The sequence below is a fragment of the Effusibacillus pohliae DSM 22757 genome (genome assembly GCF_000376225.1).
Taxonomy (GTDB): Bacteria; Bacillota; Bacilli; order Tumebacillales; family Effusibacillaceae; genus Effusibacillus; species Effusibacillus pohliae.
On the sequence record NZ_AQXL01000133.1, the window covers coordinates 124,953 to 148,033 of the forward strand.

Annotated in this window: 21 protein-coding genes and 1 riboswitch; of the genes, 18 read left to right on the top strand and 3 right to left on the bottom strand. The window is 55.4% G+C overall.

All coding sequences use genetic code 11. From position 1 onward, the window contains the following. Positions 1-21: 21 nt before the first annotated feature. Positions 22-1,620 (top strand): amidohydrolase, encoded by a 1,599-nt coding sequence (locus C230_RS0116550; protein WP_018133173.1) that lies wholly within the window; start codon positions 22-24, stop codon positions 1,618-1,620. A 77-nt stretch (positions 1,621-1,697) separates the two neighbouring features. Here C230_RS0116550 and pckA read toward each other — a convergent pair whose 3' ends face one another. Continuing rightward, positions 1,698-3,278, bottom strand: a complete 1,581-nt coding sequence (gene pckA / locus C230_RS0116555) for a phosphoenolpyruvate carboxykinase (ATP) (protein ID WP_018133174.1) — start codon at positions 3,276-3,278, stop codon at positions 1,698-1,700. 299 nt (positions 3,279-3,577) lie between these two features. Between pckA and C230_RS0116560 the strand changes: the two genes are divergently transcribed. From C230_RS0116560 to C230_RS20835, 13 genes are all read left to right on the top strand, one after another. Continuing rightward, entirely contained in the window at positions 3,578-5,140 is a 1,563-nt protein-coding gene (locus C230_RS0116560; protein WP_018133175.1) for a fatty acid--CoA ligase, read from the top strand. Between the two features lie 108 nt (positions 5,141-5,248). Next, positions 5,249-5,737, top strand: a complete 489-nt coding sequence (locus C230_RS21540; RefSeq protein ID WP_018133176.1) for a gamma-glutamylcyclotransferase family protein — start codon at positions 5,249-5,251, stop codon at positions 5,735-5,737. A gap of 100 nt (positions 5,738-5,837) precedes the next feature. Then, positions 5,838-5,978 (top strand): hypothetical protein, encoded by a 141-nt coding sequence (locus C230_RS22715; RefSeq protein ID WP_156807495.1) that lies wholly within the window; start codon positions 5,838-5,840, stop codon positions 5,976-5,978. A gap of 167 nt (positions 5,979-6,145) precedes the next feature. Continuing rightward, complete coding sequence (locus C230_RS0116575; RefSeq protein WP_018133178.1) at positions 6,146-6,925, top strand: YheC/YheD family protein; 780 nt, start codon at positions 6,146-6,148, stop codon at positions 6,923-6,925. 201 nt (positions 6,926-7,126) lie between these two features. Continuing rightward, a riboswitch (cyclic di-AMP (ydaO/yuaA leader) is annotated at positions 7,127-7,254 on the top strand. A 3-nt stretch (positions 7,255-7,257) separates the two neighbouring features. After that, positions 7,258-7,797 (top strand): C40 family peptidase, encoded by a 540-nt coding sequence (locus C230_RS0116580; RefSeq protein WP_018133179.1) that lies wholly within the window; start codon positions 7,258-7,260, stop codon positions 7,795-7,797. Positions 7,798-8,250: 453 nt separating this feature from the next. Beyond that, positions 8,251-9,120 (top strand): sugar-binding protein, encoded by an 870-nt coding sequence (locus C230_RS20830; protein ID WP_156807496.1) that lies wholly within the window; start codon positions 8,251-8,253, stop codon positions 9,118-9,120. After that, complete coding sequence (locus C230_RS0116590; protein ID WP_156807497.1) at positions 9,101-10,558, top strand: sensor histidine kinase; 1,458 nt, start codon at positions 9,101-9,103, stop codon at positions 10,556-10,558. Before C230_RS20830 ends, C230_RS0116590 begins: the two co-directional genes overlap by 20 nt. Further along, complete coding sequence (locus tag C230_RS0116595) at positions 10,555-12,093, top strand: response regulator (protein WP_018133182.1); 1,539 nt, start codon at positions 10,555-10,557, stop codon at positions 12,091-12,093. Before C230_RS0116590 ends, C230_RS0116595 begins: the two co-directional genes overlap by 4 nt. A gap of 238 nt (positions 12,094-12,331) precedes the next feature. Further along, positions 12,332-13,399: a D-xylose ABC transporter substrate-binding protein gene (xylF, locus tag C230_RS0116600; RefSeq protein WP_018133183.1), complete on the top strand. Its 1,068-nt coding sequence runs from the start codon at positions 12,332-12,334 to the stop codon at positions 13,397-13,399. A gap of 88 nt (positions 13,400-13,487) precedes the next feature. Continuing rightward, positions 13,488-15,008 (top strand): xylose ABC transporter ATP-binding protein, encoded by a 1,521-nt coding sequence (locus C230_RS0116605; RefSeq protein ID WP_018133184.1) that lies wholly within the window; start codon positions 13,488-13,490, stop codon positions 15,006-15,008. A 1-nt stretch (position 15,009) separates the two neighbouring features. After that, positions 15,010-16,206, top strand: a complete 1,197-nt coding sequence (locus C230_RS0116610; protein ID WP_018133185.1) for an ABC transporter permease subunit — start codon at positions 15,010-15,012, stop codon at positions 16,204-16,206. Between the two features lie 12 nt (positions 16,207-16,218). Beyond that, positions 16,219-17,352 carry an FGGY family carbohydrate kinase gene (locus C230_RS0116615; protein WP_018133186.1) on the top strand — a complete coding sequence of 378 codons (1,134 nt, stop codon included), beginning with the start codon at positions 16,219-16,221 and terminating at the stop codon, positions 17,350-17,352. An 18-nt stretch (positions 17,353-17,370) separates the two neighbouring features. Next, the gene (locus tag C230_RS20835) at positions 17,371-18,087 is read left to right on the top strand and encodes an SDR family oxidoreductase (RefSeq protein WP_018133187.1); all 717 of its coding nucleotides are present in this window, start codon (positions 17,371-17,373) and stop codon (positions 18,085-18,087) included. A gap of 137 nt (positions 18,088-18,224) precedes the next feature. Here the strand turns inward: C230_RS20835 and C230_RS0116630 are convergent, their stop codons facing one another. After that, entirely contained in the window at positions 18,225-18,443 is a 219-nt protein-coding gene (locus C230_RS0116630; RefSeq protein ID WP_018133188.1) for a hypothetical protein, read from the bottom strand. Positions 18,444-19,087: 644 nt separating this feature from the next. Between C230_RS0116630 and C230_RS0116635 the strand changes: the two genes are divergently transcribed. Beyond that, the gene (locus C230_RS0116635) at positions 19,088-20,287 is read left to right on the top strand and encodes a hypothetical protein (protein ID WP_018133189.1); all 1,200 of its coding nucleotides are present in this window, start codon (positions 19,088-19,090) and stop codon (positions 20,285-20,287) included. A 276-nt stretch (positions 20,288-20,563) separates the two neighbouring features. On the opposite strand, the gene C230_RS0116640 is transcribed toward C230_RS0116635, so the two are convergent. Further along, complete coding sequence (locus C230_RS0116640) at positions 20,564-20,890, bottom strand: hypothetical protein (protein WP_018133190.1); 327 nt, start codon at positions 20,888-20,890, stop codon at positions 20,564-20,566. 492 nt (positions 20,891-21,382) lie between these two features. Here C230_RS0116640 and C230_RS0116645 point away from each other — a divergent pair, with 492 nt between their 5' ends. The 3 genes from C230_RS0116645 (at position 21,383) to C230_RS0116655 (ending at position 23,079) form a co-directional block, all read left to right on the top strand. Further along, a complete protein-coding gene (locus C230_RS0116645) occupies positions 21,383-22,045 on the top strand; it encodes a PspA/IM30 family protein (protein ID WP_018133191.1) in 663 nt (220 codons plus the stop codon). Between the two features lie 100 nt (positions 22,046-22,145). After that, entirely contained in the window at positions 22,146-22,550 is a 405-nt protein-coding gene (locus tag C230_RS0116650; protein WP_026174386.1) for a DUF350 domain-containing protein, read from the top strand. Between the two features lie 22 nt (positions 22,551-22,572). Then, on the top strand, positions 22,573-23,079 hold the full coding sequence (locus C230_RS0116655; RefSeq protein WP_018133193.1) for a DUF4178 domain-containing protein: 507 nt from the start codon (positions 22,573-22,575) through the stop codon (positions 23,077-23,079). The last annotated feature ends 2 nt before the right edge of the window (positions 23,080-23,081 follow it).

Genomic DNA, 23,081 nt, shown 5'->3' on the forward strand with positions numbered 1-23,081 from the left:
AAACAGAAGGAGGGATCGCGAATGACGACCCTTTTTGTCAATGGGCGGATCTATACCATGGAGAGGCCCGGATCGTGCTATGCAACTGCGGTGGCGGTGCAGGAAGGGCGGATCGTCGCGGTGGGAGATACGGAGGAGATCAAGCTGCAATTGGGACGGGCCGGGACACGAGTCATTGACTTGGAAGGCGCCGCCGTTATCCCCGGGCTGATCGATAACCACTTGCATTTGGCGAGCTGCGGGATGAAACTGGCGATGCTCGATTTGTCGGATGCGGCCGATTCGCGGGAGATGCTGCTCGCATTGCGAAGATGGGCGGAAAAAACGTCTGCCGGTGAGTGGATTGTCGGAATCGGGTGGAACGAAAACCGGTTTGCCGACAAACGGATTCCGACGATTGCGGAACTGGACGAAGCGGCACCGAATCATCCCGTTTTGCTGACCCGCATTTGCAACCATGTGTACCTGGCGAATTCGCTTGCGTTTGCGCGGGCGGGCATCACCCGCGAGACGGCCGATCCGGCGGGCGGCGCATACGGCCGGGATACCGCCGGCAACCTGAACGGACTGGTTTACGAAAATGCGAGTCAGCCGTTGCGGGACGCGATTCCGAAACCCGGCTACCAGGAACTGAAAGGGATGCTGCGCCGGAGCATCCAACACGCGCTGGCCAGCGGATTGACCTCGGTGCATACCGAGGATGTCCGCGAACTGGGCAGCTTCGCCGACGCCTGGCGGATGTTCCGGGAATTGGTGGTGGGAGAGAATCTGCGGTTGCGCAGCAATCTGCTGATTTACCACCCGCACCTGCCGGAGCTTCGGGAATTGGGACTGACGACCGGCGATGGGGATGAGTGGGTGTCGGTCGGCGCCCTGAAAATTTTTGCAGACGGAGCGCTGGGCGGACGTACGGCGCTGCTGTCGAGATCCTATGCCGATGCACCGGGCACATACGGAACGGCGATCCACACCCGGGAGGAATTGAACGAGATTGCGGCCAAAGCGCGGGCGCACGGGATGCCGGTTGCGGTGCATGCGATCGGGGATGCCGCAGCCGACCTGGCACTGACAGCGATGGAACAAAATCCCCTCCCCGCTCACCGGCACCGGCTGATCCACGCGCAGGTGTTGCGGCCGGAGCAAATCGAACGGATGCGGCGATTGGGAGGCCGGTTGGCGGTGGATATCCAGCCGCGGTTTGTGGCAAGCGATTTCCCTTGGGTGCAGGAACGAATCCCGGCGGAATGGCTGCCCACTTGCTACGCCTGGAAAACCCTGTTGGATGCAGGCTTGCTGTGCGGTGGCGGCTCGGATGCGCCAATCGAACCGATCGACCCGCTGCTCGGTTTGCACGCCGCCGTGACGCGCAAGCGGCCGGGCAAGACGCACGACGAGTACCAACCGGAGCAAAAATTGACCATCCAGCAGGCGGTCAGGCTGTTCACGCTGGGCGGCACGTACGCCACCCGGGAAGAAGCGGTGAAAGGGACGATTGCGCCGGGCAAGTACGCCGACCTGACTGTGCTCGACCGCGACATCTTCGCTGATCATCCGGACGTACTGCTCGAAACCAACGTGATCCGTACAGTAATCGGCGGAGAAACGGTGTATGAAAAATAACCGGATAGAAAAAATTGAATCGAAATTTATACAGAAAGGGCACCGTTAAGGGTGCCCTTATTGATTGCCATACGACGTTACTCCGTCGGCCCTGCAGCGCGGATTTCCGCCGGCACATCGGCGAATTTTTCGAAGTTCTTGGCGAAGCGGGCTGCCAACTCACGCGCTTTTGCATCGTATGCGTCCTTGTCGGCCCACGTGTTGCGCGGATTGAGCAGTTCGCCCGGTACGCCTTCCACCCGGTCGGGCACCAACACGCCAAAAATCGGATCGGCTGCAAACGTCGCCTGTTCGATGCTGCCGGTAATCGCCGCTGTCACCATTGCCCGCGTATAGGCGAGATTCATCCGTTTGCCAACACCGTACGGACCGCCCGACCAGCCGGTGTTAACCAGGTAGACGCGGACGTTGTGCGAGTCGATTTTTTCGCCCAGCATTTCGGCGTAGACGCTCGGCCGCAGCGGCAAAAACGGGGCGCCAAAGCAGGTCGAAAACGTCGCTTCCGGTTCGGTCACTCCCCGTTCGGTCCCTGCCAGTTTGGACGTGTAACCGGACAGGAAGTGGTACATCGCCTGCTCTTTCGTCAGCTTCGAAATCGGCGGCAGTACGCCGAACGCATCGGCTGTCAGGAACAGGATCACCTGCGGATGGCCGGCGACGCCGGGGATGACCGCACCCGGGATGTAGTCGATCGGATAGGCGGCGCGCGTATTTTCCGTCAGTGTTCCATCGTCGTAGTCGGCGACGCGGGTTTTCGGATCGAGCACCACATTTTCCAGCACGGAGCCGAAGCGGATCGCGTTCCAGATTTGCGGCTCTTTTTCTTCGGACAGGCCGATGCATTTCGCGTAACACCCGCCTTCAAAGTTGAAGATTCCGCGCTTCGACCACCCGTGCTCGTCATCACCGATCAGGCGGCGGTTCGGATCGGCGGACAGGGTCGTTTTGCCGGTGCCGGACAGGCCGAAAAACAGCGCCACATCCCCTTTTTTCCCGACGTTGGCCGAACAGTGCATCGGAAATACGCCCTGGAACGGCAACAGGTAGTTGAGCACGCTGAAGATCGATTTTTTCATCTCGCCGGCATATTCGGTTCCGCCGATCAACGCCACTCGTTTTTCAAAGGAAAGCGCGATGAATGTTTCCGAATGGGTGCCATCCAGGCTGGGATCCGCTTTCAGGCCGGGAATTGAAATCACCGTAAACTGCGGTTGGTGTTCTTCCAGTTCCTCCTGTGTCGGTCGGACGAACAGCTGGTGAACAAACAGATTATGCCATGCATATTCATTGATCACGCGGATGGGCAAGCGGTAAGTCTCGTCCGCTCCGGCAAATCCGTCAAACACAAACAGTTCCCTGTCTTTCAGGTAGTCGAGCGCCCGCTGACAAAGCCGTTCAAATTGCGCCGGCGCCATCGGCTGGTTGACAGAACCCCAGGCGATGTGGTCATGCACGGACGGTTCGTCGACGATAAACTTGTCCTTTGGTGAGCGGCCGGTGTATTTGCCGGTGGTTGCACGAAAAGCGCCGGAAGAGGCGAGGATTCCTTCGTTCCGGGAGAGAGCGGCTTCCACCAACTCTGCGACGGACAAATTGTGATATACCCGTTCCGATTGCAAAATATCCTTCAATTCAACCGTATAAGCGTTCGCTTTCATGCAATTCCTCAGATCCTTTCTCCGGATATAGGGTGAACCTGTACTGGTTACGATTGTAATATAATATGTCATATTCATCAATTAGTACATACTAATTGATTTTTTGGCGAATGTGTGAACGATTATGGGTTCGGCTGTAACCGATTTTTGGCAAGTGTCGTCTGTAGTGTGAGACAACAAACGGGAGGTTATGTCGGACGCGTAAAAAATTGCAATCCGGCAGCAGGAATCCGATTAATAATACCAAATTTTCATAGTATACTTTATTTTGTGAACTATATGAGGGGAGGAAGAGGATCGTGTTGCTGACCACACCATTTTTGAATACGGTGCAAAATCGGGCGGGCAAGCTGGCGATCATTGACGGCGATGTCAGACTGACGTACGGAGAATTTGGGGAGCGGGTGAAGCGGTTGGCCGGCCGGCTGCAGGCGATGGGCGTCGAAAAAGGTGACCGGATCGGCCTGCTGATGCTGAACAGTTTTCGCTATCTGGAGATTTATTATGCCAGCTTTTTGCTGGGGGCGGTCGTGGTGCCGCTGAATATTCGGCTGGCGGCGCCGGAAATTTCGTTTATTTTGCAGGATGCGGGAACGAAAGTGCTGTTCTTCCACCGCGAGTTTCTGCCGGTGGTGTTGCAACTGCGACCGGAATTGCTGTCGATTGAACAGTATATTTTGGCGGAAGACACACCTGTGACGGACTCAAATGCCGTTTGTTATGAGGACCTGGTGAGCCAGCCGGCCGGGTTGCGGCTACCGGAGCTGCACGAGGACGATTTGGCTGGTATTTTTTACACGGGAGGCACGACCGGATTGCCGAAAGGCGTGATGCTGACGCACAAAAATCTGGCGGTCAACGCCTACCAGGTGGCGCTGGCTATCGGATACCGGAGCGACGACATCTATCTGCACGCGGCGCCGATGTTCCATCTGGCGGATGGTGCGAGCACGTTTGCGGTGACGATGGTGGGAGGCGCCCACGCCCACATCCGCTCGTTCGAGCCGAAACGGGTCGCGGAGACGATCGAGCGGGAAAAAGTCACGGCCGTTCTGTTGGTGCCGACGATGATCAACATGGTGGTCAACCATCCGGAGATCGGCAACTGCGATCTGTCCTCGCTGCGCAAGCTGCTCTACGGCGCTTCGCCGATTCCCGCCGAACTGCTGAAAAAAGCGATCTCCGTTCTGGGATGCGAGTTCTATCAGGCGTACGGAATGACGGAAGCGGCGCCCGTTTTGACTGTGATGATGCCGGAGCATCATGTGGTCGATGGAGATGAGCGGGAGACACGGCGGCTGTCTGCTTGCGGGCAGCCGGTGTACCATGTGGAGCTGAAAATCGTCGATCCGGAGGGCAACGAGCTGCCATACGGCGCAGTCGGCGAACTGATCGCCCGTGCACCGAACATTATGAAAGGCTACTGGAACCGTCCGGAAGAGACGGCCGCCGCGCTGCGGGACGGCTGGTACTGGAGCGGTGACATGGCGGCGATGGACGAAGACCGGTTCGTCTACATCGTCGACCGCAAGAAGGATATGATTATCACCGGCGGCGAAAATGTGTACTCGGTGGAAGTGGAGAATGTGATTTACCAGCACCCGGCTGTGCTGGAGGCGGCGGTGATCGGGGTTCCGGATGAAACGTGGGGCGAGGCGGTGAAAGCGGTCGTTGTCACGAAACCGGGCCACAGCCTAACGGAGGAGAAACTGATCCGGCATTGCCGGGAAAAATTGGCCAACTATAAAGTGCCGAAGTCGGTCGATTTTGTCGATGCACTGCCAAAATCGGGCGCAGGAAAGATCCTGAAACGAACACTGCGGGACCAATATTGGCAAGGAAAGGAGCGTCAGGTGCAGTAGCCAAGCCCTGCCGCAGTCTGAAACCCGCCCGGGCAGAGGGGGTGCAGAACGGCTCGTTGGACTCGCAGTGAATACCGCGATTTGATAGGGTGGAGATGAGGTCACAGCATGCACTACGTATTTGTCTATGGCACTTTGCGGTCGGGGCAGAAGTACCACTCTTTGGTGAAGAAATTTGTCGTCACCGTCAAACCGGCATTTGTGCAGGGCAGATTGTACCATTTACGGGAGGGGTACCCGGCATTGGTTTTGGCTCGCGACCTGCCCCGTGCGGAGGCGGACGGACCGCAGCCTGCCGGGGGAGACAACGGCCGGACTGTCCGGGTGGCGGTCGCCGTCACACGAGTTCGAGGCGATCTGTTGGGCTTTGCCGATTTGAAGCCGGTGCTGCCGATCCTCGATGAGCTGGAAGACTACTATGGTCCGGGCGATCCGCGGAATTTATATGAACGTGTGACGGTTTGGGCGGCAGCCGGCGGCGGGCGCCGGGTGAGGAGCCTGGTGTACGCGTTCCCTTCCGGCAAACTCGGCTGGTTGGAGCGACATGCAATCCCGATTCCGGGCGGCGATTGGGTGAAATGGAAAGCCGGGCGGTGACTTCCAGCGGCATATTTTGCGATTCCCCGTTGGCTGCCCGGTTCGCCGAAACCCGGGGCCGCGTACTATATCCGAAAAAGCATTCGGGAGGCGAACGCAGGTGCGCACAAAACGGCGGCGTTTGGCAGCGGACACCCCATTTTCTCCCTCTTATTACATCGTGCAAGGACGCCAAGGGGGGTCGGTCTGTTTGGTCACCGGCGGCATTCACGGCCGGGAAATCGCGGGGATTTCCGTATAAGGCAAACGAGAAGCCGCTCCATCCCCTGGCAGCCGGGCTGTTGGGATACCCCGCTGTCACGGTGGAAACTTCGATGAATCTGCTGCTGGCCGATCGCGTCCGCTATCAGATGCGCATCGTTCGCTATTTTTTGCGCGAAATCGGCTTGGTGTGAGGGGTGATCCAATTTGAACAAACCGGACAGACGACCGGAAATGGGAAAATGGGGACTCTGGAAATTTTTTTCTTCCGTTCGCTCGATCCGCCCCTTTTTGCCGCCGACGACCTTGTTGACCCGCTCATCGCTCGCCGCCTATTTGGCGAATTACAAGGCGGTCTATATCAAACCGACCGGCGGTTGCCAGGGGCGGGGAGTGATCCGGGCTTGGAAAACGGACAGCGGCTATTCGTTCGTGCGGGAGCGGGGTGCGCCGGTCGCCTGCCCGTCGATCGATGATTTGTACCGAAAAATCAAGCCCGGCGGCCGCAGCTATATCGTGCAAAAAGCGATTCGGCTGGCGGAAGTCGCGGGCCGCCCGTTTGACATCCGGCTGATGATGATGCGGGGACCGGACGGCAAATGGCAGTATGTCGGAATGGTCGCGAAAGTGGCCGGACCTGGCAGCGTTATCACCAACCTGGGACGCGGCAAAGGATACGTGACGGAAGTGGAAACCGCCTTGCGCCGTTCGCTCGGCCTAAGACCGCAGGCCATCGAGGCGGTCAAGCAGCAAATGATTCGGTTGGGGTACGACACCTGCCGCCGGTTCGACGATTACAAACGGTACTGGCAAATCGGACTCGACCTGGCGGTGGACAAACGGGGCAACGTCTGGATGATCGAGGAAAATACTGGTCCCGCCCATTTTCTGTTTGCCAAATTGCGGGACAAATCGACCTATCGGAAAATCAGGCAGTTTGCCAAGGCCCACTGGGCCCGTGGCCGACGGAGGGTAGCCGCCTCATAGATTTCGTTTTCCTTGGTAAGCGCAAAGACCGAGTTGATCGGTCTTTTATTTTTGGAGAGAGAACCCTTGGAATCAGCAAGGCATTCCGTTGCTTTTGCGGATTCAGGGGTTATTTTTTGACTGCAAACGCTGGCCACAACAGGCCAACCGTGCCAGAAATTACAGGCTGACAAGCCCAGGCGTCCCATGTTACCCTTATCACGAAAAAAGAAGCCGAAGCTCAAAACGAGCGCGGGGGATCCACTTTTGGGGTGAAACTGCTGTTGCAGTCGGGGAATCCCTTTTTCCGAACCCGTCAGCTAACCTCGCAGGCTTGAAAGGGAGTGGTGTGCATGTTGAAACGCAAAGTGTTGTCGCTTGTGGCGGCCGGGGTTGTGGCTGTCTCGCTGGCCGGTCCCGTATCTGCGGAAACAGGGTATCGTTCGGCGAATCTGCCGCCTGGAGTCAGTTACGACCAGAATGTAATACCGGTAGCCCCGCTGGATGCGGATTATCAAACCAAGTTTGATGCGGTGCTGAAAGTGGCCGAAAGCAAGCTGGGCACCCCGTACCGTTGGGGACATAATGAAGACCGGGGCCAGTTTGGATTCGATTGTTCCAATTTTACCGCTTATGTGTACCACCACGCATTGGGATACAAGATGAGCGGGTCTTCGCAGGTTCAATACCGTTCGGTCGGCACGCCGGTGCCCAAGTCGGAGATGCGTCCGGGCGATCTGGTCGTGTTTGACCAGGGCCACCATGTCGGAATCTATATCGGCAACGGCCGCATGATCCAGGAGGGCGGCGGTTTGGGCAAAGTCGGCTATCTGCCTCTGAAACCCGGTTCCTACTGGTACAAGCACATAACGGTTGTGAAACGGATGTTTTAAGTGGAACTCCCCGGTGACGGCCGGGGAGTTTTGCTATGCACCCAGAGGGCATATAGGGCGACTTGCCAATTCATTGCCATAGCGCCACTGATACTCTTTGAGTGCAAGTCACGTCACGACGGCACAGCCGTCGGATCGTGCTATGCAAGAGCGGCAGGAGATCGGCGGTCCATGCGGAATTATATCTATACCAATCTGAAAATTTGCAATTGGCAGCCTGCCCGGTGTGACTGGTTGCATCCAACGGGAGCTGGTTGCGTGCCGGTCGTGAAGCCGCCGGATCGTGCATGCGCCGCATAGCGTCGGCCAGCGCTCGATAAAAAGTAGGAGGGGTAGCATCTGAAGCAAAAGGTCCTGATTGCGACACTCACCGGATTGTTGCTTCTCTCGCTTCTGCAGACCGTGTATTATACCGGCAAAATCTGGTCTGTGCAAGACACCGAAGAAAGCAAAATGTACGAAAAACCGCGCTATCACTTCATCCTGATTTCGCAGGAAATCAACAACCCGTATTGGAAATTGGTGTTAAAAGGGGCGGAGGATGCAGCCCGCAACAACAATGTGGCGATCGAATTTCGCGGTCCCGTGGAAAGCAACTTGGAACAGCATATCCAGTTGATCGAGATGGCGATCGCCAGTCGGGTCGATGGCATTTTGACACAAGGGTTGGAGGAAGCCAAGTTTCAGCCGGTCATTGACAAGGCGATCGCGCGCGGGATTCCGGTGATCACCGTCGACACCGACGCCCGCACTTCGAAACGGCTTACCTATATAGGAACAAACAATTACCAGGCAGGGTACCAGGCGGGCAAACATATGGCGGAAGCGCTGCACGGACAGGCAAAAATCGGCATTATCACCGGCAGCTTTGAAGCGTCCAATATGATCGAACGGCTGCAAGGTTTTCAGGATGCGATCCGTGATGAGCCCGGCATGCAGATCGTGGCAATTGAATCATCGAACATCAGTCGGATCCGGGCGATGGAAAAGACCGCCACCCTGCTCAACCATCATCCGGAAATCAACGCCCTGTTCGGGGCGAGCGCTCTTGACGGGATGGCGATGGCGCAGGTTGCCTTCAACCGGGGCAGACATGATTTGTATATCCTGGCATTTGACGGATTGCCGGAGACGATCGACTGGATGAAAAAAGGAGTGATTGCCGCAACGGTCGTCCAGGAACCGTACCAGATGGGTTACCACAGTGTGGAGCAATTGATCGACGCAATTCAGGGAAAGCGGTTGCAGCCGTCCTATTATACAGACATTCACATTTTGACAGCCGACCAATTGAATCGTCGCGGTGTCGGGGCAAAGGAGTGAAGGAACGATCCGCATTCACATCAAGCTTTTGTTGTTTTCCGCAAGCGTCATCCTGCTGTTTGCCGGTGTATCCGTCTTGATTCTTTGGAACAAGGAAACGGCGCTTCACCGGTACGACCAGATTGTCCGCCGGCTGTTGCTTTTGAACGAAATCTCCTGGCAAACCAACCAGATGATGACGCTCGTCACCAACTATATGAACGCTCCGTCTGCGGACACGGAAGCCCAGTTCACGCATGCGTATCAGCAGTTGCAGCAAAAGCGTTCCGAACTGGCTTCGCTCGAAAATCAGACCAACTTTCTGACCGTCCGCAACTATGAAAATCTAATCAACAGCTTTCTCGAGCAAGCGGATTTGTTCTTGCGGGATTACAAGCGAAACGAAATTGAGCGATATACGTCAGACTACGAGGAAATGGCAATGATCGCCCGATTTGTCAAAGAGACAACGCTTGATCTGATCGACAACACGTTGACCGGCTACCAGATCCTGTACGAACAATTGAAATCGAAAGAGGAAGACTACCGCCGGTTGATTGTCAGTCTGCTGCTCGCCTCGATTTTGCTGATGGCGTTGGTGATGCTCCTGTTCGCACAGAGCATCACGCGGCCGATCCGTCAGTTGGAGCATGCCGCCCGGCTGATCGGTCAAGGTGATTTTTCCGGCGAGGATGTGCAGGTGACCTCGAAAGACGAAATGCAGGTCCTGGCGCATGCGTTCAACGTGATGAAGCGCAATTTGCGGCAGCACGTGCAGGCGATCCAGGAGCGGGCGGAAATGGAACGGCTACTGCAGGAAGCGGAGCTGAAAAGCTTGCAAAGCCAGATCAACCCGCATTTTTTGTTCAACACGCTGAACACCATATCCAAACTCGCCTATCTGGAAGAGGCGGAGGAGACGAGCGAACTGATCGACGCGGTCTCCTCGATGCTGCGCTACAGTTTGCGCAAGCTGGATCATCCGGTGACGATCGCGGAGGAAGTCGAACATGTCGAACACTATTTTTACATCCAGAAAAAACGGTTTGGCGACCGGGTGGCAACCCAGGTGACGGTCGATCCGGCCTGCCGTGACTTGCCGATTCCCAACCTGACCTTGCAGCCCCTGGTTGAAAACGCGTTTATTCATGGCGTCGATGACCTGGAGTCCGGCGGCAGGATCAGCATCCGGATTTATCCGGATGCGGACGACTGTGTGATCGAGGTGGAAGATAACGGAAAGGGTATGTCGGACGAGCTGCGAGCGCAGCTGCTGGCGTTCGAACATCACGCCGTCCGGCAGGGCCACTCAACGGGGCTCGGACTGCACAATGTGTGGCAACGGCTTGCCCTGTTTTACGGGGATCGGGTGAGGTGGGACATTCGCTCGCAAGCGGGAGCCGGCACCCTGATTCGTCTGCAATTTCCGATGGCCAGAAAAGAGGTGGGATCCGTATGAAAGTATTGATTTGCGACGACGAACAGATTGAACGCATGGCGCTGCGGCAGCTGCTGAACCGACACCTGCCGGAGCTGCAGGTGGTGGCGGAGGCGGCCAATGGCCGGCAGGCGATCCTGCTGGCAGACCAGCACCACCCGGATATCATCACGATGGACATTAAGATGCCCGGGATCAACGGGTTGGAGACGATTCAGGAAATCCAGTCGCGGCATCCGCATGTCCGGTTTCTGATGATTTCCGCTTACGATACGTTCGATTATGCACGGGAAGCGATCCAGCTGGGCGTAAAAGATTACATTCTGAAACCGAGCAAAAAAGAACTGATTCTGGCCAGCTTCCGCAAGGTGATGCAAGATATCGAGCGGGAACGGGCGGCCCGGCAGGAGCGGCTCGAATTACTGGAACAGGTGGCTGCGATGACGCCCCTGGCGGAGCAAAAAAGGGTGGAAGAGCTGTTGAACGATCCGGCGGCCCACCAGTTGGAAGCGGATGTGCCGGGCGACTTGCGAAGCGGGTATGTACTGACCGTCTGGCTGGACACGACACAGCGGCACGATCTGCAGCCCATCCTGTATGACCTGTTGAAAATGTGGGGTAACGTGTGGGTGGGGCCGTACCGGGATGGACGAATGCCGGTCATTATCTGGAAAGCGGGGAACCGGCAAGCGGGAACAGACGCTCCTCCGACCGGTTTCCTGCGCTCCGAGGTGCACGCATTGGCTCGCAAAATCAAACAGAGGTTGCCTGAACAGAACGTTTGCCTGACGGTCGGCCGGTTTGCCAGCGATCCTGCGCAATTTCCCAGGTCGTACCGGGAATCGCTGCTGGTCAGACGGTGCATGGGCCAGCGGCAAGCGATCGGATTTTATGAGGATCATGCGGCGGACGGTGGTGACCCGTTTGTGACCGTTGATCCGTTCATCCGCCAGATCATCGAGCAGGTGAAGGAAGGCAACGAGCCGGAGGTGGCAGCCGCATTTTCCCGGATGATGCAGGCCGTTCGCCGGCAATCGGGCGATGACTGGGCTGCCGTGCGGGACACCCTGCTGTCGTTTGTCGCGGTTGTCGGGCACATTTTTTACGATTCGTGCGCCATCAAGGCGCCTTCTCCCCTGGCGGTAGACGGGGGAGTGATGCAGGCGCAGGTGGAAGACTATCTGCAGCGACTGACGGCCCATTGGGCGGAGCTGAACCGGGACCGGTCCAAACAGGCGGCGGCGCTGGCGATGAGCTATCTGCAGCAGCGGTATGCGCAAGATATCCGGCTGGAGGATGTCGCGTCCCATGTCGGGCTCAGTCCAAGCTACTTCAGCCGCGTCTTCAAAGAAGCGTACGGCGTCACGTTTACCGATGCGCTGACACAGATTCGCATGGAAGAAGCAAAAAAACGGCTGCAACAAGGCGAGTCCGTGAAAGCGGTTGCACTTTCGGTCGGCTACCGCGATCCGAATTATTTCACGCGGATGTTTAAAAAAGTCACCGGCCGTTCCCCCCGCGCCTACCGGGAGCAAAAAAATCCCCCCTCATCCTGAGCCGGGATTGCCGATATGATGCGGGATTCCGGCTGATCCCCAATTTTTTTAAAATCAAAAAATGCTAGTTGCGGGAAGCCCCTACTCCTCTGTCGGTTCTGAATCGGATGCCCCGGCAAGAAAGTGCTGGCACTTGCTGCGTAAGTACAGATAGTCGCTGCCCTCTCACAGCGCAGGACATGGTATCGTCAAGTTGTAAGCGCTACCATATCTGAATTGTGAAAAAGGGGGCAGAAGAATGAACTTTCGGTTGAAAAAATGGGTGGCAGCCGCATCCGCCACAGCTCTCACGTTGGCTTTGACTGCTTGCGGCGGGGCGAACCAATCCTCACCCGCGACTTCATCCTCATCTTCAAACAAATCGAAAGGCAAAATCACGATCGGTCTGTCGCTTTCCACGCTGCAGGAGGAAAGATGGCAGCGGGATCGCGACAGCTTTGTCGCCAAGGCGAAGGAACTGGGAGCCGACGTGTCGGTGCAGGCGGCCGATCTGGATGACGCAAAGCAGATTGCGCAAGCGGAAAACCTGATCAGCCAGGGGGTCGACATCCTGGTGGTCGTGCCGAACAACGCCAGCGCGGCTGCTGCAATCGTGGAAAAAGCGCATGCGGCGAAGATTCCGGTGATCGCGTACGACCGGCTGATCAAGAACTCCGATGTCGATTTGTACATCTCATTTGACAACGAACGGGTCGGTCAACTGCAGGCGGAAGCGATCACCAAACTGGTGCCGAAAGGCAACTATGCGCTGATCGAAGGTGCAGATACCGACAACAACGCCCATCTGTTCAAGCAGGGGCAGATGAAAGTCCTGCAGCCGCTGATCGACAAAGGTGACATCAAGATCGTCTACGACCAGTGGACGAAAGATTGGCAGCCGAACAACGCGCTGAAAAATATGGAGAACGCGCTGACCGCCAACAACAACAAGATCGATGCGGTGATCGCAGCCAACGATGGAACCGCGGGCGGCGCCATCATGGCGCTGATGGGCCAAGGGTTGGCGGGCAAGGTTCCCGTATCCGGCCAGGATGCGGAACTGGCCGCTTTGCAACGGATCGTGGCCGGCACGCAGACGATGACCGTCTACAAGCCGGTGAAAAAACTGGCGGAAAAAGCGGCCGAACTGGCGGTGCAAATGGCCAAGGGCGAAAAGGTGCAGACCGATAAGAAGATCAACAACGGCAAGATTGACGTGCCTTCCATCCTGCTGGATCCGATCGTGGTCACCAAGGAGAACATCGAGCAAACAGTGGTCGCTGACGGCTTTCATAAGAAAGAGGACATTTACATGAACAAAAAATAGCCAGTCCGTTTTTCAATGAAAGGTACGAGGCAGCGACCGTTGCCTCTCCTTTCATTTCTGGCTCAACCGGCCTGGGGGGGAGAAAGTCGTGAATGCATATGCGCTTGAAATGGAGAACATCAGCAAACAGTTTCCCGGGGTCAAAGCGCTCGACCGCGTCACCTTCAAGGTGGCGAAGGGAGAGATTCACGCCATCTGCGGCGAGAACGGAGCCGGCAAATCGACATTGATGAAAATTCTCAGCGGATTTTACCCGCACGGGACTTATGACGGGACGATCCGCATCCACGGGCAGGAGCAAATGTTTCGCTCCATCAAGGATGCGGAACAGGCGGGAATCGCGATTATCTATCAGGAACTCGCGCTGGTGAAAGAACTGTCGGTGGCGGAAAATATGTTTCTCGGCAACGAATTGGCGACGCGGGGCATTGTGAATTGGCACGCGACGCATGCGGAAGCCGGCAAATGGCTGGAGCGCGTGGGATTGCAAGCGGTCGATCCGCGAACGATGATCGGCCAGTTGGGGATCGGCAAGCAGCAATTGGTCGAAATTGCAAAAGCGTTGGCGAAACGGGCCGACATCCTGATTCTCGACGAGCCGACCGCCGCATTGACCGAGCGGGAGGTCGAGGTGTTGCTGGACATCCTTCAGCAATTGAAACGGGAAGGTGTCACGTGTATCTATATTTCCCACAAATTAAACGAAGTGTTTCAAATCGCCGATTCGGTGACGGTGTTGCGGGACGGCCAAACGATCGCCACCCGCCCGGCGGCCGAATTGACGGAAGAGCAGGTTATTTCGTTGATGGTCGGGCGGGAGTTGACCGACCGGTTTCCGCCGCTTGATCATGAAATCGGCGATGTGGTAATGATGGTGGAAGCGTACACCGTGCCCGATCCGGAGCTGCCGGGCCGGAATGTGGTCGATCGGGTGCATTTCCAAGTGCGGGCCGGTGAAATCCTCGGCATTGCCGGCCTGATGGGCTCCGGTCGGACGGAACTGGCGATGAGTCTGTTTGGCGAGTATCCGGCGAGAGGTAGCGGCAAGGTGACGATCGACGGGCGACCGGTCACCATCCGCTCCGCCAGTGACGCGATTCGCGCCGGTATTGCGTTGGTGACGGAGGATCGCAAACGGTACGGCCTGGTTCTCAACATGGACATCAAATCCAACATCACGCTGTCCAGCCTGCGACAGGTGGCACGCGGCGGCGTGATCGAAACGAACGGGGAAATCCAGGCGAGCCGCTCGTATGTCCGGCAACTACGCGTCAAAACACCGTCGATCGAAACGATCGTGGGCACCCTGAGCGGCGGCAACCAGCAAAAAGTGGTCCTGGCGAAAGCGTTGATGACGCGGCCGAAGGTGCTGATTTTGGATGAGCCGACGCGCGGCATTGATGTGGGTGCCAAATACGAAATCTACCAGATTATCAACGAATTGGCGAAACAGGGCGTGGCCATCATTTTGATTTCGTCCGAGCTGCCGGAAGTGATCGGCATGAGCGACCGCATTTTGGTGATGAATCAAGGGCGGATCAATGGAGAATTTACGCGCGGGGAAGCGACCCAGGAAAAAATCATGCAAAAAGCAACGGGGGGGAAATGACGTGGAAACGGTCAAACAGGAACACATCGTTCGTAACGGACAGAGTTCGTTTTGGCAGCAGTGGAAGGCAACGCTCGATGTCCGTTCGTACACAATGATTTTCGCGCTGATTGCGATTTGGGTCTTGTTTTCGCTGATGAGCGATTCGTTTTTGACCGCCCGCAACCTGTCCAACCTGTTCGTGCAAATGTCGGTGACGGCGGTGTTGGCGGTCGGCATGGTGCTGGTGATTGTGGCCGGACATATCGATCTGTCGGTCGGTTCGATCGTTGGGCTGACCGGAGGGATCGCCGCCATCCTGCAGGTGTGGGCGAAGTGGCCGACCCCGGCGGTGATTGTGGTGACGATTCTGGTCGGCGTGTTGATCGGATTGTTCCAGGGCTGGTGGGTGGCCTACCGGGCGGTTCCCGCATTTATCGTGACACTCGGCGGCATGATGGCATTTCGCGGTATCCTGACCGGCATCACCAAGGGTCAAACGGTGGCGCCGCTGCAGGACAGTTTTCGCCTGATCGGACAGTCGTATTTGCCGCAGGCGGTCGGTTGGGGATTGGGGATGCTGGCGGCCGCCGGTTTGCTCTATGGGGTATGGAACGCCCGCCGTTCCCGGATGGCGTACGGGCTGGAGGTGGGGTCGCCGCTGGCCGAATGGGGCAAGGCGCTGTTTTTTACCGCTCTTACCTTTCTCTTCATCGCGCTGATGAACAGCTATAAAGGCGTGCCGTTTCCGATTCTGCTGGTTGCGCTGTTGGCCGTGATGTTTTCGTTCCTCGCCAACCGGACGACATTCGGCCGGCACATCTATGCGATCGGCGGCAACAGCGAGGCGGCCCGGCTGTCCGGTATTCCGATCAGGCGGCGGACGCTCGCGGTGTTTGTCCTGAGTGCCACGATGGCGGCGATTGCCGGCGTTATGCAGGTGGCCCGGCTGAACGCTGCGACGATCAGCTCCGGCACGATGTATGAGTTGGACGCGATCGCCGCTTGCGTGATCGGCGGCACCAGCCTGATGGGCGGACGCGGCAAGATCAGCGGCGCGATTATCGGGGCGCTGGTGATGGCCTCGCTGGATAACGGGATGAGTATCATGAACGTCGAATCGTTTTGGCAGCAGATTACGAAAGGCGCGATCCTGCTGTTGGCCGTCTGGATCGATATTTACAGCCAGAACCGCAAAAAACACACCGTGACGGCGTAAGTTTAACCGGCCATGAAAATTGCCATGCGTTCGATCGGTATGGCGCTGTTTACGATTCAAAAGGTGAAAGAGCGGGGCGTCGACACATCCAACCTGCTTGTCAACATGGACTGGCAGCACCTGATCATGAACGGAGAAAACCTTGCGGAATACGCCCGTTTGCTGGCGATGGAAGGAAAATTGGGCCACCAGCACGGCAACAGCGGATGGGGCGATTTTGACGACGACAATATGGTCGGCGCATTGCGATTCATGGAAACGTTGGAGCTGGATCCCGCCGTTTGGTGGGAGGCAACCGCTGATGCGTTAGCCCGCCTGTTACGTAACAGCGACATTGATCCGAATCTGATTGAGGGAATCGGCCTGTCCGGCCAAATGCACGGTTCCGTTTTGCTGGTTGAAAACAAACGGGTGCTGCGGCCGGCGATTTTGTGGTGTGACCAGCGGACCGTCGAAGAGTGCGATTGGATCGAAAGGATTATCGGCCCGGAAAAATGGAACCGGTGGGTGGCAAATCGGCCGTTAAACGGCTTTACGGCACCGAAAATTTTATGGGTGAAGCGGCACGAACCTCACATCTATTCGCAAATCCGCCATGTCTTGCTGCCGAAAGATTACATTCGTTTGCGATTGACGGCACACAGTGACCAACCGTTTGTCGACCCGGAAAATCGGCTGCACGCGTTTTGCCACGCGGTGGCCGGCAAATGGCACACGATGGGTGTGATTCTCTCAGCGGCCGAATGCTTGAAGTGGTGGAGAACGAATGTCGGGCAGCAAGCGGAGCAAATCGCCAAGCACAGTGGACGCAGTGTGTACGATGTGCTGTGTGAAGCGGCCGGCGGCGCCAAATCCCCCGTCTGGAGGCAAATCATCGCCGATGTGACGGGGATCGAAGTGGTGGTCCTGGCTGCCGACGAAGGCCCTGCTTACGGGGCAGCGTTGTTAGCGGGTGTGGGAGCGGGGTGGTTCGCAAGTATAGAGGATGCCTGCGAACGTTTGATCGCAATCAGAGATCGGATTGCGCCGGATCCGGAGCGGCACGAACGGTACAACGACTATTACGAGGTGTACCGGCAGATGTACGGTGTGCTGCAGGGACAGTTTCACCGTTTGTCTGAGCTCGAAAGGAAAGGAATCCACTGAACGGAGGAGGAGCGACAGATGAGTAAAGTGGCGATCATCACGGGGGCCGGCAAAGGCGTCGGACGGGCGCTTGCCAAGGCGCTGTATGAAGATGGGTATCGCTTGGGATTGGTCACCCGTGCGGAAGCGGATTTAGCTTCACTGGTCGAGGAGTTGGGCGCATCGTCCGAACGGGTCATCTGGCGGGCCGGCGATGCGGCGGACGAACAGTTGGCGCGGGAATTGGTGGACGCGGTGCTGGCGGCGTTCGGCCAGATCGACGTGCTCGTTAACAACGCCGGGATGGGCAAATACGGGCTGCTTGAGGAATTGACGGTGGCCAATTACGACGAGATGATGAACAGCAATATGCGCAGCACGTTTGTCTACACGTATTATGCGGTGCCGCATATGAAACAGCGGGGACAGGGAAATATCGTCAATATCGCATCGGTTGCGGGGGTCAAGGGGTTGCCGCAGGAAAGCGTTTATTGCGCGACCAAGTTCGCACAGGTCGGGTTTGGGCAAGCGCTCGACCAGGAGTTACGCCCGTTTGGAATCAAGGTGACCAACATTTGCCCCGGCGGGATTCGCACCCATTTTGCGATCGGCACCGGCCGTACGGAGAGGGATCCCCGTCTGGGCGAATTCCTGGATGCGGATGATGTCGTGAAGGCGGTTCGGTTCGTGTTGGAGCAAAGTCCCAAGAGCCGGATCATGGAACTGTTGATGCGGCCAATGTCGGAAGCGCATTAATGGCGGTTGATTCGCATGGTAAAAATCGCCCTCTTTCTTGTCTGGCGGGGGAGGGCGATTGCTTGTCCACTTGTAAGGCAAAACCCGATCTCTGTTATAGTTTCGGACTTCCAAGAGTGTTTCGCAAGCAGCCTCGTTTACCGTTTTTCGCTGATCGTCTGAATCGCGTCCGCTTGCAGCGATTCGTCAAGCTGCGCCAGGAAGCCGTACAGCAATTTTCGCACTTGCTCCTTCGAAAGGTTGCCGGTCGGGTAAGGAAAGCCGATCTCTTTTAGGGAGGCTTGCACCTCTTTTTTCGGCATCGTCTTTAATGTTTGCTCCCAGAATCGTTGCAGTATCGGAGAGACACGGGTCACTCGTTTTCACCCCTTGCTTCGGCCATGCCGGGATTCCGGCGCCGAAGGATCGCTTGCCGTTTTAGTTTCCTCTTATATTGGAAGGTTTATGCAAGCGAAGAGGCTGGGCCCCGAGGCATACGTCCACAGTTGTGAAACGGATGTTTTAAGCGGAACTCCCCGGTGACGGCCGGGGAGTTTTGTTATGTACCCAGAGGTACAAGTCACGTCACGACGGCACAGCCGTCGGATCGTGCTATGCAAGAGCGGCAGGAAAGGGGCCTGATGCTCTTTTCGTCGGCGATCAAGTAAGGGCGATTGGGGGAGGCAGATCTTCATTTCGGATAAAAAAGGAAAAACGATAGACATACAGGAGTTTTCCGATAAATTGATACTTCCTTTGAACAAGCTCCATTCTTACTCAAATTTTATTCGAAACTTGTGTTCATTATATGCCCGTTTTTGTTGAGGGGAATTTGAAATGTATATTGTCTAAAATAATCGAAATATTTTTGTTGACAAAAAATATGTCATTTGATATTCTTTATGCTAAATAGAAAAACATTTATATACATACGTTATTTTTACTGTAATTTCGTAGCACAAAATTTCCTCTTCAATGGACGTCTGTCCTACTAACTGTCACTTAAAAGGAGGAAATGTTAATGAGGAAAGTAAAATTGTTACTTTCTGTCGCGTTGACTTCAATGATTTTGAGTTCAGTAACTCCATTGGTGACTGCAGCTCAGCCAACGTGCTCCAAACCGGCTATTGTGATTACGGATGAAACAAATCAATCTTGGGGTTCCAATGTTTCACGTGTTTACAATTGGCATAGTGCAAAGTATGACTTTACTGGTGCTAAGGTTATTGTAGTGAATAGAAATTTGGTCGATGGTCCATCAACAGCGCTGGCAGCATCAAAAGAACAAAGTGAAAAATACGACGAGCAAGCATTTAACAAACTCGCCAATTCGCCTTTTATTGCAAATTTGCGTGAAGCTCTAAATAACGGAGCGATGATAGTCTTCCACGGAAATGAGGACAAAAAATTAAACGATTCTTTGGTGTATAAACTGTTTAATGTCACCGGACCCGTGGAAACTCACAGTGATAACTTCCAAGCCGTTGCCATCTATAAGCCGGCGGGCCAACAGACCACATCACTAACAGCTTTTTACTATAACAAAAAGGTAAGTACGGATCAGATTGTAAAAGATGCGGTAAAACATTTTAATACAGGGAACCAGTCACCATCAATCATGACTGTACAGCCGCAAAGTACTACTCCCGGAGGGGGTTCTCTTAATGGTAGTGGGAATTACTTTTATTACAGTAATCTTTATACCTGTGTGGATGGTCTTGGAAATACTGTCGGTCAGTTAAAAGTTTACACGGAACTACAGCGGGGTTATCACGATAGCACCTATAGCAAATGGGAAATCAAAAATTCTGGACAGACACAAGCTCTAAACGCCGGTACAATAAAAGCAACCTGGTTTGGAGTTACAAACAATTATTCAGGACAAAAAATATTGCAAAGTTTACCTGATACAACAAATCCAACGCTTACTATTGGAGCTACGTGGAATTACAGTTTACCCGCTGTCTATGTAACGCATTCATGGAGCGGATATACGTCTGCAGGTTGGAACCATGACTACAAACCTGGCTCTAGCGCTTCAACTAGTACTTACACGTACCAACCTGGGCTCATAATGGATAATACCTGGGGCAATCTGGTTGTTGCTATGGATAATGTACTAACCTGTAATGAAACCGTTTGGGATCCGAATTTAGGTTGGACAACTGCTACACTGACCACTGGGGATGAGTACGATACCCTTTATGTTCCTGACTTTTAATCAAATTTCTTCTCAGGTATGATTACAAACTGCCTCTATATATCTTATAATGGTGTATAGAGGGATTTTAAAATTATTAAGAATCGCTTTCTGTAAAGGTATAGACAATGGATTTCGTGGGGGAATACGGATGAATTCAACAGGCAAAATAGTTGCTATTGGACTGGTAATTTTGGTCCCAGAATTGTTGCAGTATCGGAGAGACACGGGTCACTCGTTTTCACCCCTTGCTTCGGCCATGTCGGGATTCCGGCGGCCGAAGAATCGCTTGCCATTTTAGTTTCCTCTTATATTGGAAGGTTTATGCAAGCGAAGAGTCGGGGACGCTTGGTCCACCCGCTTATGGTAGCGGCAAATCGCCTGGCAGAGCGGCCACCAGAAGAAAAAATAGTGGTTGAGATAAGCGGTTCCGACGTGCAGTAGCGAATGAAACAGATTGGCATGTAGCACCGCGATGCAGACGGCGGCCGGCATCAGCAACGGGGGACGGGCCCATTTTTGCGGAACCCTGGGAGCCAGCAGACGCCCCAGCAGCCCTCCCAGAATGCATACCGCGACAAGTGAAAACGCAACAAGCCAGAACGAAGACCTCGCGAACTCCATCGGACAGCCCCTTCTTTCGTAAAGGATAGATAGAAAATTCGATCCTCTCAGAAAAAGTTCCTTTTTTGTTCACAGATTAAATACTGGTTGATATACTAAAAAGTGGAAGTGGGCGGCGAGATTCTGAAACTTGTTGGGCAGCAATTCGGATATAGAGATGTCGCGTGACGATCGCAAAGCGGAAATGGGATGCTGGAGGTGTCGGAACGCGTGGTAAAATGTGCTGTTTCTATGAGGAGAGCAAATGCCGAGTTTTCTGTTGGTTCCAAGGATTGTCGTAGGAGTTGTGATCGTCATGGGGCTCGCCTTCTGGGTCCGCTGCTGGTCCGCAAGGAACTGACGCAAACCACGTCCGCACCGGAGGCGGCCGCAGCGGCCGCGGCAGGCACTGAAACGGACGACCCGATTTTTTGGTGAAACCTTTTTTCGCCTGATCCGTACTAAATCATCAGAAACCCGATAATCCGATCACATGTTGAGGAGGAACGCTCGATGTCACTGTTTAAACGTTTGCGCGACCTGACACTGGCCAATCTCTACACGCTGATTGAAAAGGCGGAAGATCCAGTGAAGATGACCGACCAGTACCTGCGCGACATGCAGGAGGACCTGGAAGAAGCGGAAAAAGCTGTGGCCGCCCAAATCGTGCTGGAGAAAAAATTCAAGCAGCTGTATGAAGAGCAGGAGGCGTTGGTCAAGAAGCGCGACGAACAGGCACATGTGGCCGCGCAGGCGAAAAACGTGGAACTCGCCCGCCGAGCGCTGGAAGAGAAAAAAGCGGCCGAGCAGAAGATGAACGAGTACAAGCTGAGCTATGAAAAGAACAAGCTGGCGGCCGATCAGTTGCGTGCGAAGCTGGAAGAGATGCGCAAGCAGATCACGGAACTGAAGAACAAGCGGGAAACGCTGGTCGCCCGCGCTAATGCGGCGAAAGCGCAGAAAGACATCAACAAGGCGCTGTCCGGCATCGGATCCGATTCGGCGATGGCCGGTCTTAAGCGGATGGAAGAAAAGGTGCTGCAAATGGAAGCGGAGGCGGAAGCCAGCGGCGAAATCTACAAAAAGGAAAAATCGCTCGACGAGGAGTTCGAGAAGCTGAGCCGTAACAAAGAGATCGACGACGAATTGGCGGAACTGATGAAGAAATACGAATAGGGGGCAAACCGCTCGCGCGGTTTCCCTTTCTTCTTGAACGGTTGATTTTGCAAGATGCCGCGAAGCGGCGCGTTTTTTCGCGGGATCAGGAGGAAGCGGGATGACTTGGCAGAATATAGTAGGCATGTTTGTATGGACGGGCGCCGGGGCGGTGCTGTTGGGCGTCCTGATGGCGATTGACAGCCTCTTTACCGGCTATCGCGATGTGGCGGAGATGCGAAACGGAAACACGGCGGTCACCACCCGGTTTGTGATGAAACTGTTTGCGCAAGGGTATATTTTGTCCCAGTCGATTGCCAAAGCGAACGACCTGTGGCAGGCGTTGCTGGCCTCGGCGGTCTCATTTGTCATCCTGTTTATTGTCGAGATGATCGTCCGCCGGGCGCTCAAGACCGCTGTGGGACTTGATTTGGACGAGGGCACGCGGCAAGGCAAAGTGGCGCACGCTTTGCTGGCAGGGTCGCTGCATCTGGTCGGCGCCCTGATTTTGGCGGCGTGTCTGTAACGGACAGAAAGGAGTACGGATGATGAGTCTGTTCGGTCGGATCAAAAATCTGCTCAAGCAGCCGGAACCGCCGAAGCCGGAAAAAAGCATCCTGACCGTCGGCCCGGGCGACGTGATTGAAGTGTCGCTGGTCACCTACCAGGTCACGGGCCGCACGCGCAATTCGCAACGGAACGCTGTTTTGCTGACGCTGCAGGACGGCAACACAGTCCGCTATCTGCACATCGAGGAACGGGAGCGCACCGTCTACGCGCTGTACGAACCGATTGACGGGCGGCTCGATTCGTTCAACGAAGTGCCGACGACGATCGAACTGGACGGCACCGCCTACCACCTACAGGAGCAATATGCGGGACGGGTGACGGTGGCGGGAAAAACTCCGTTTTCCAGTGGAGGCGAACAGTACGTCTGGCAGTTTCAGTCGGATGACCGGAAGCTGTTGAGGATCGAATGGCAGGACGGGCGGTTTATGTTGTACGAAGGAACGGCGGTGCTGCCCGCCGATGTGCAGGTGTTACGCGGGAGCTAAGG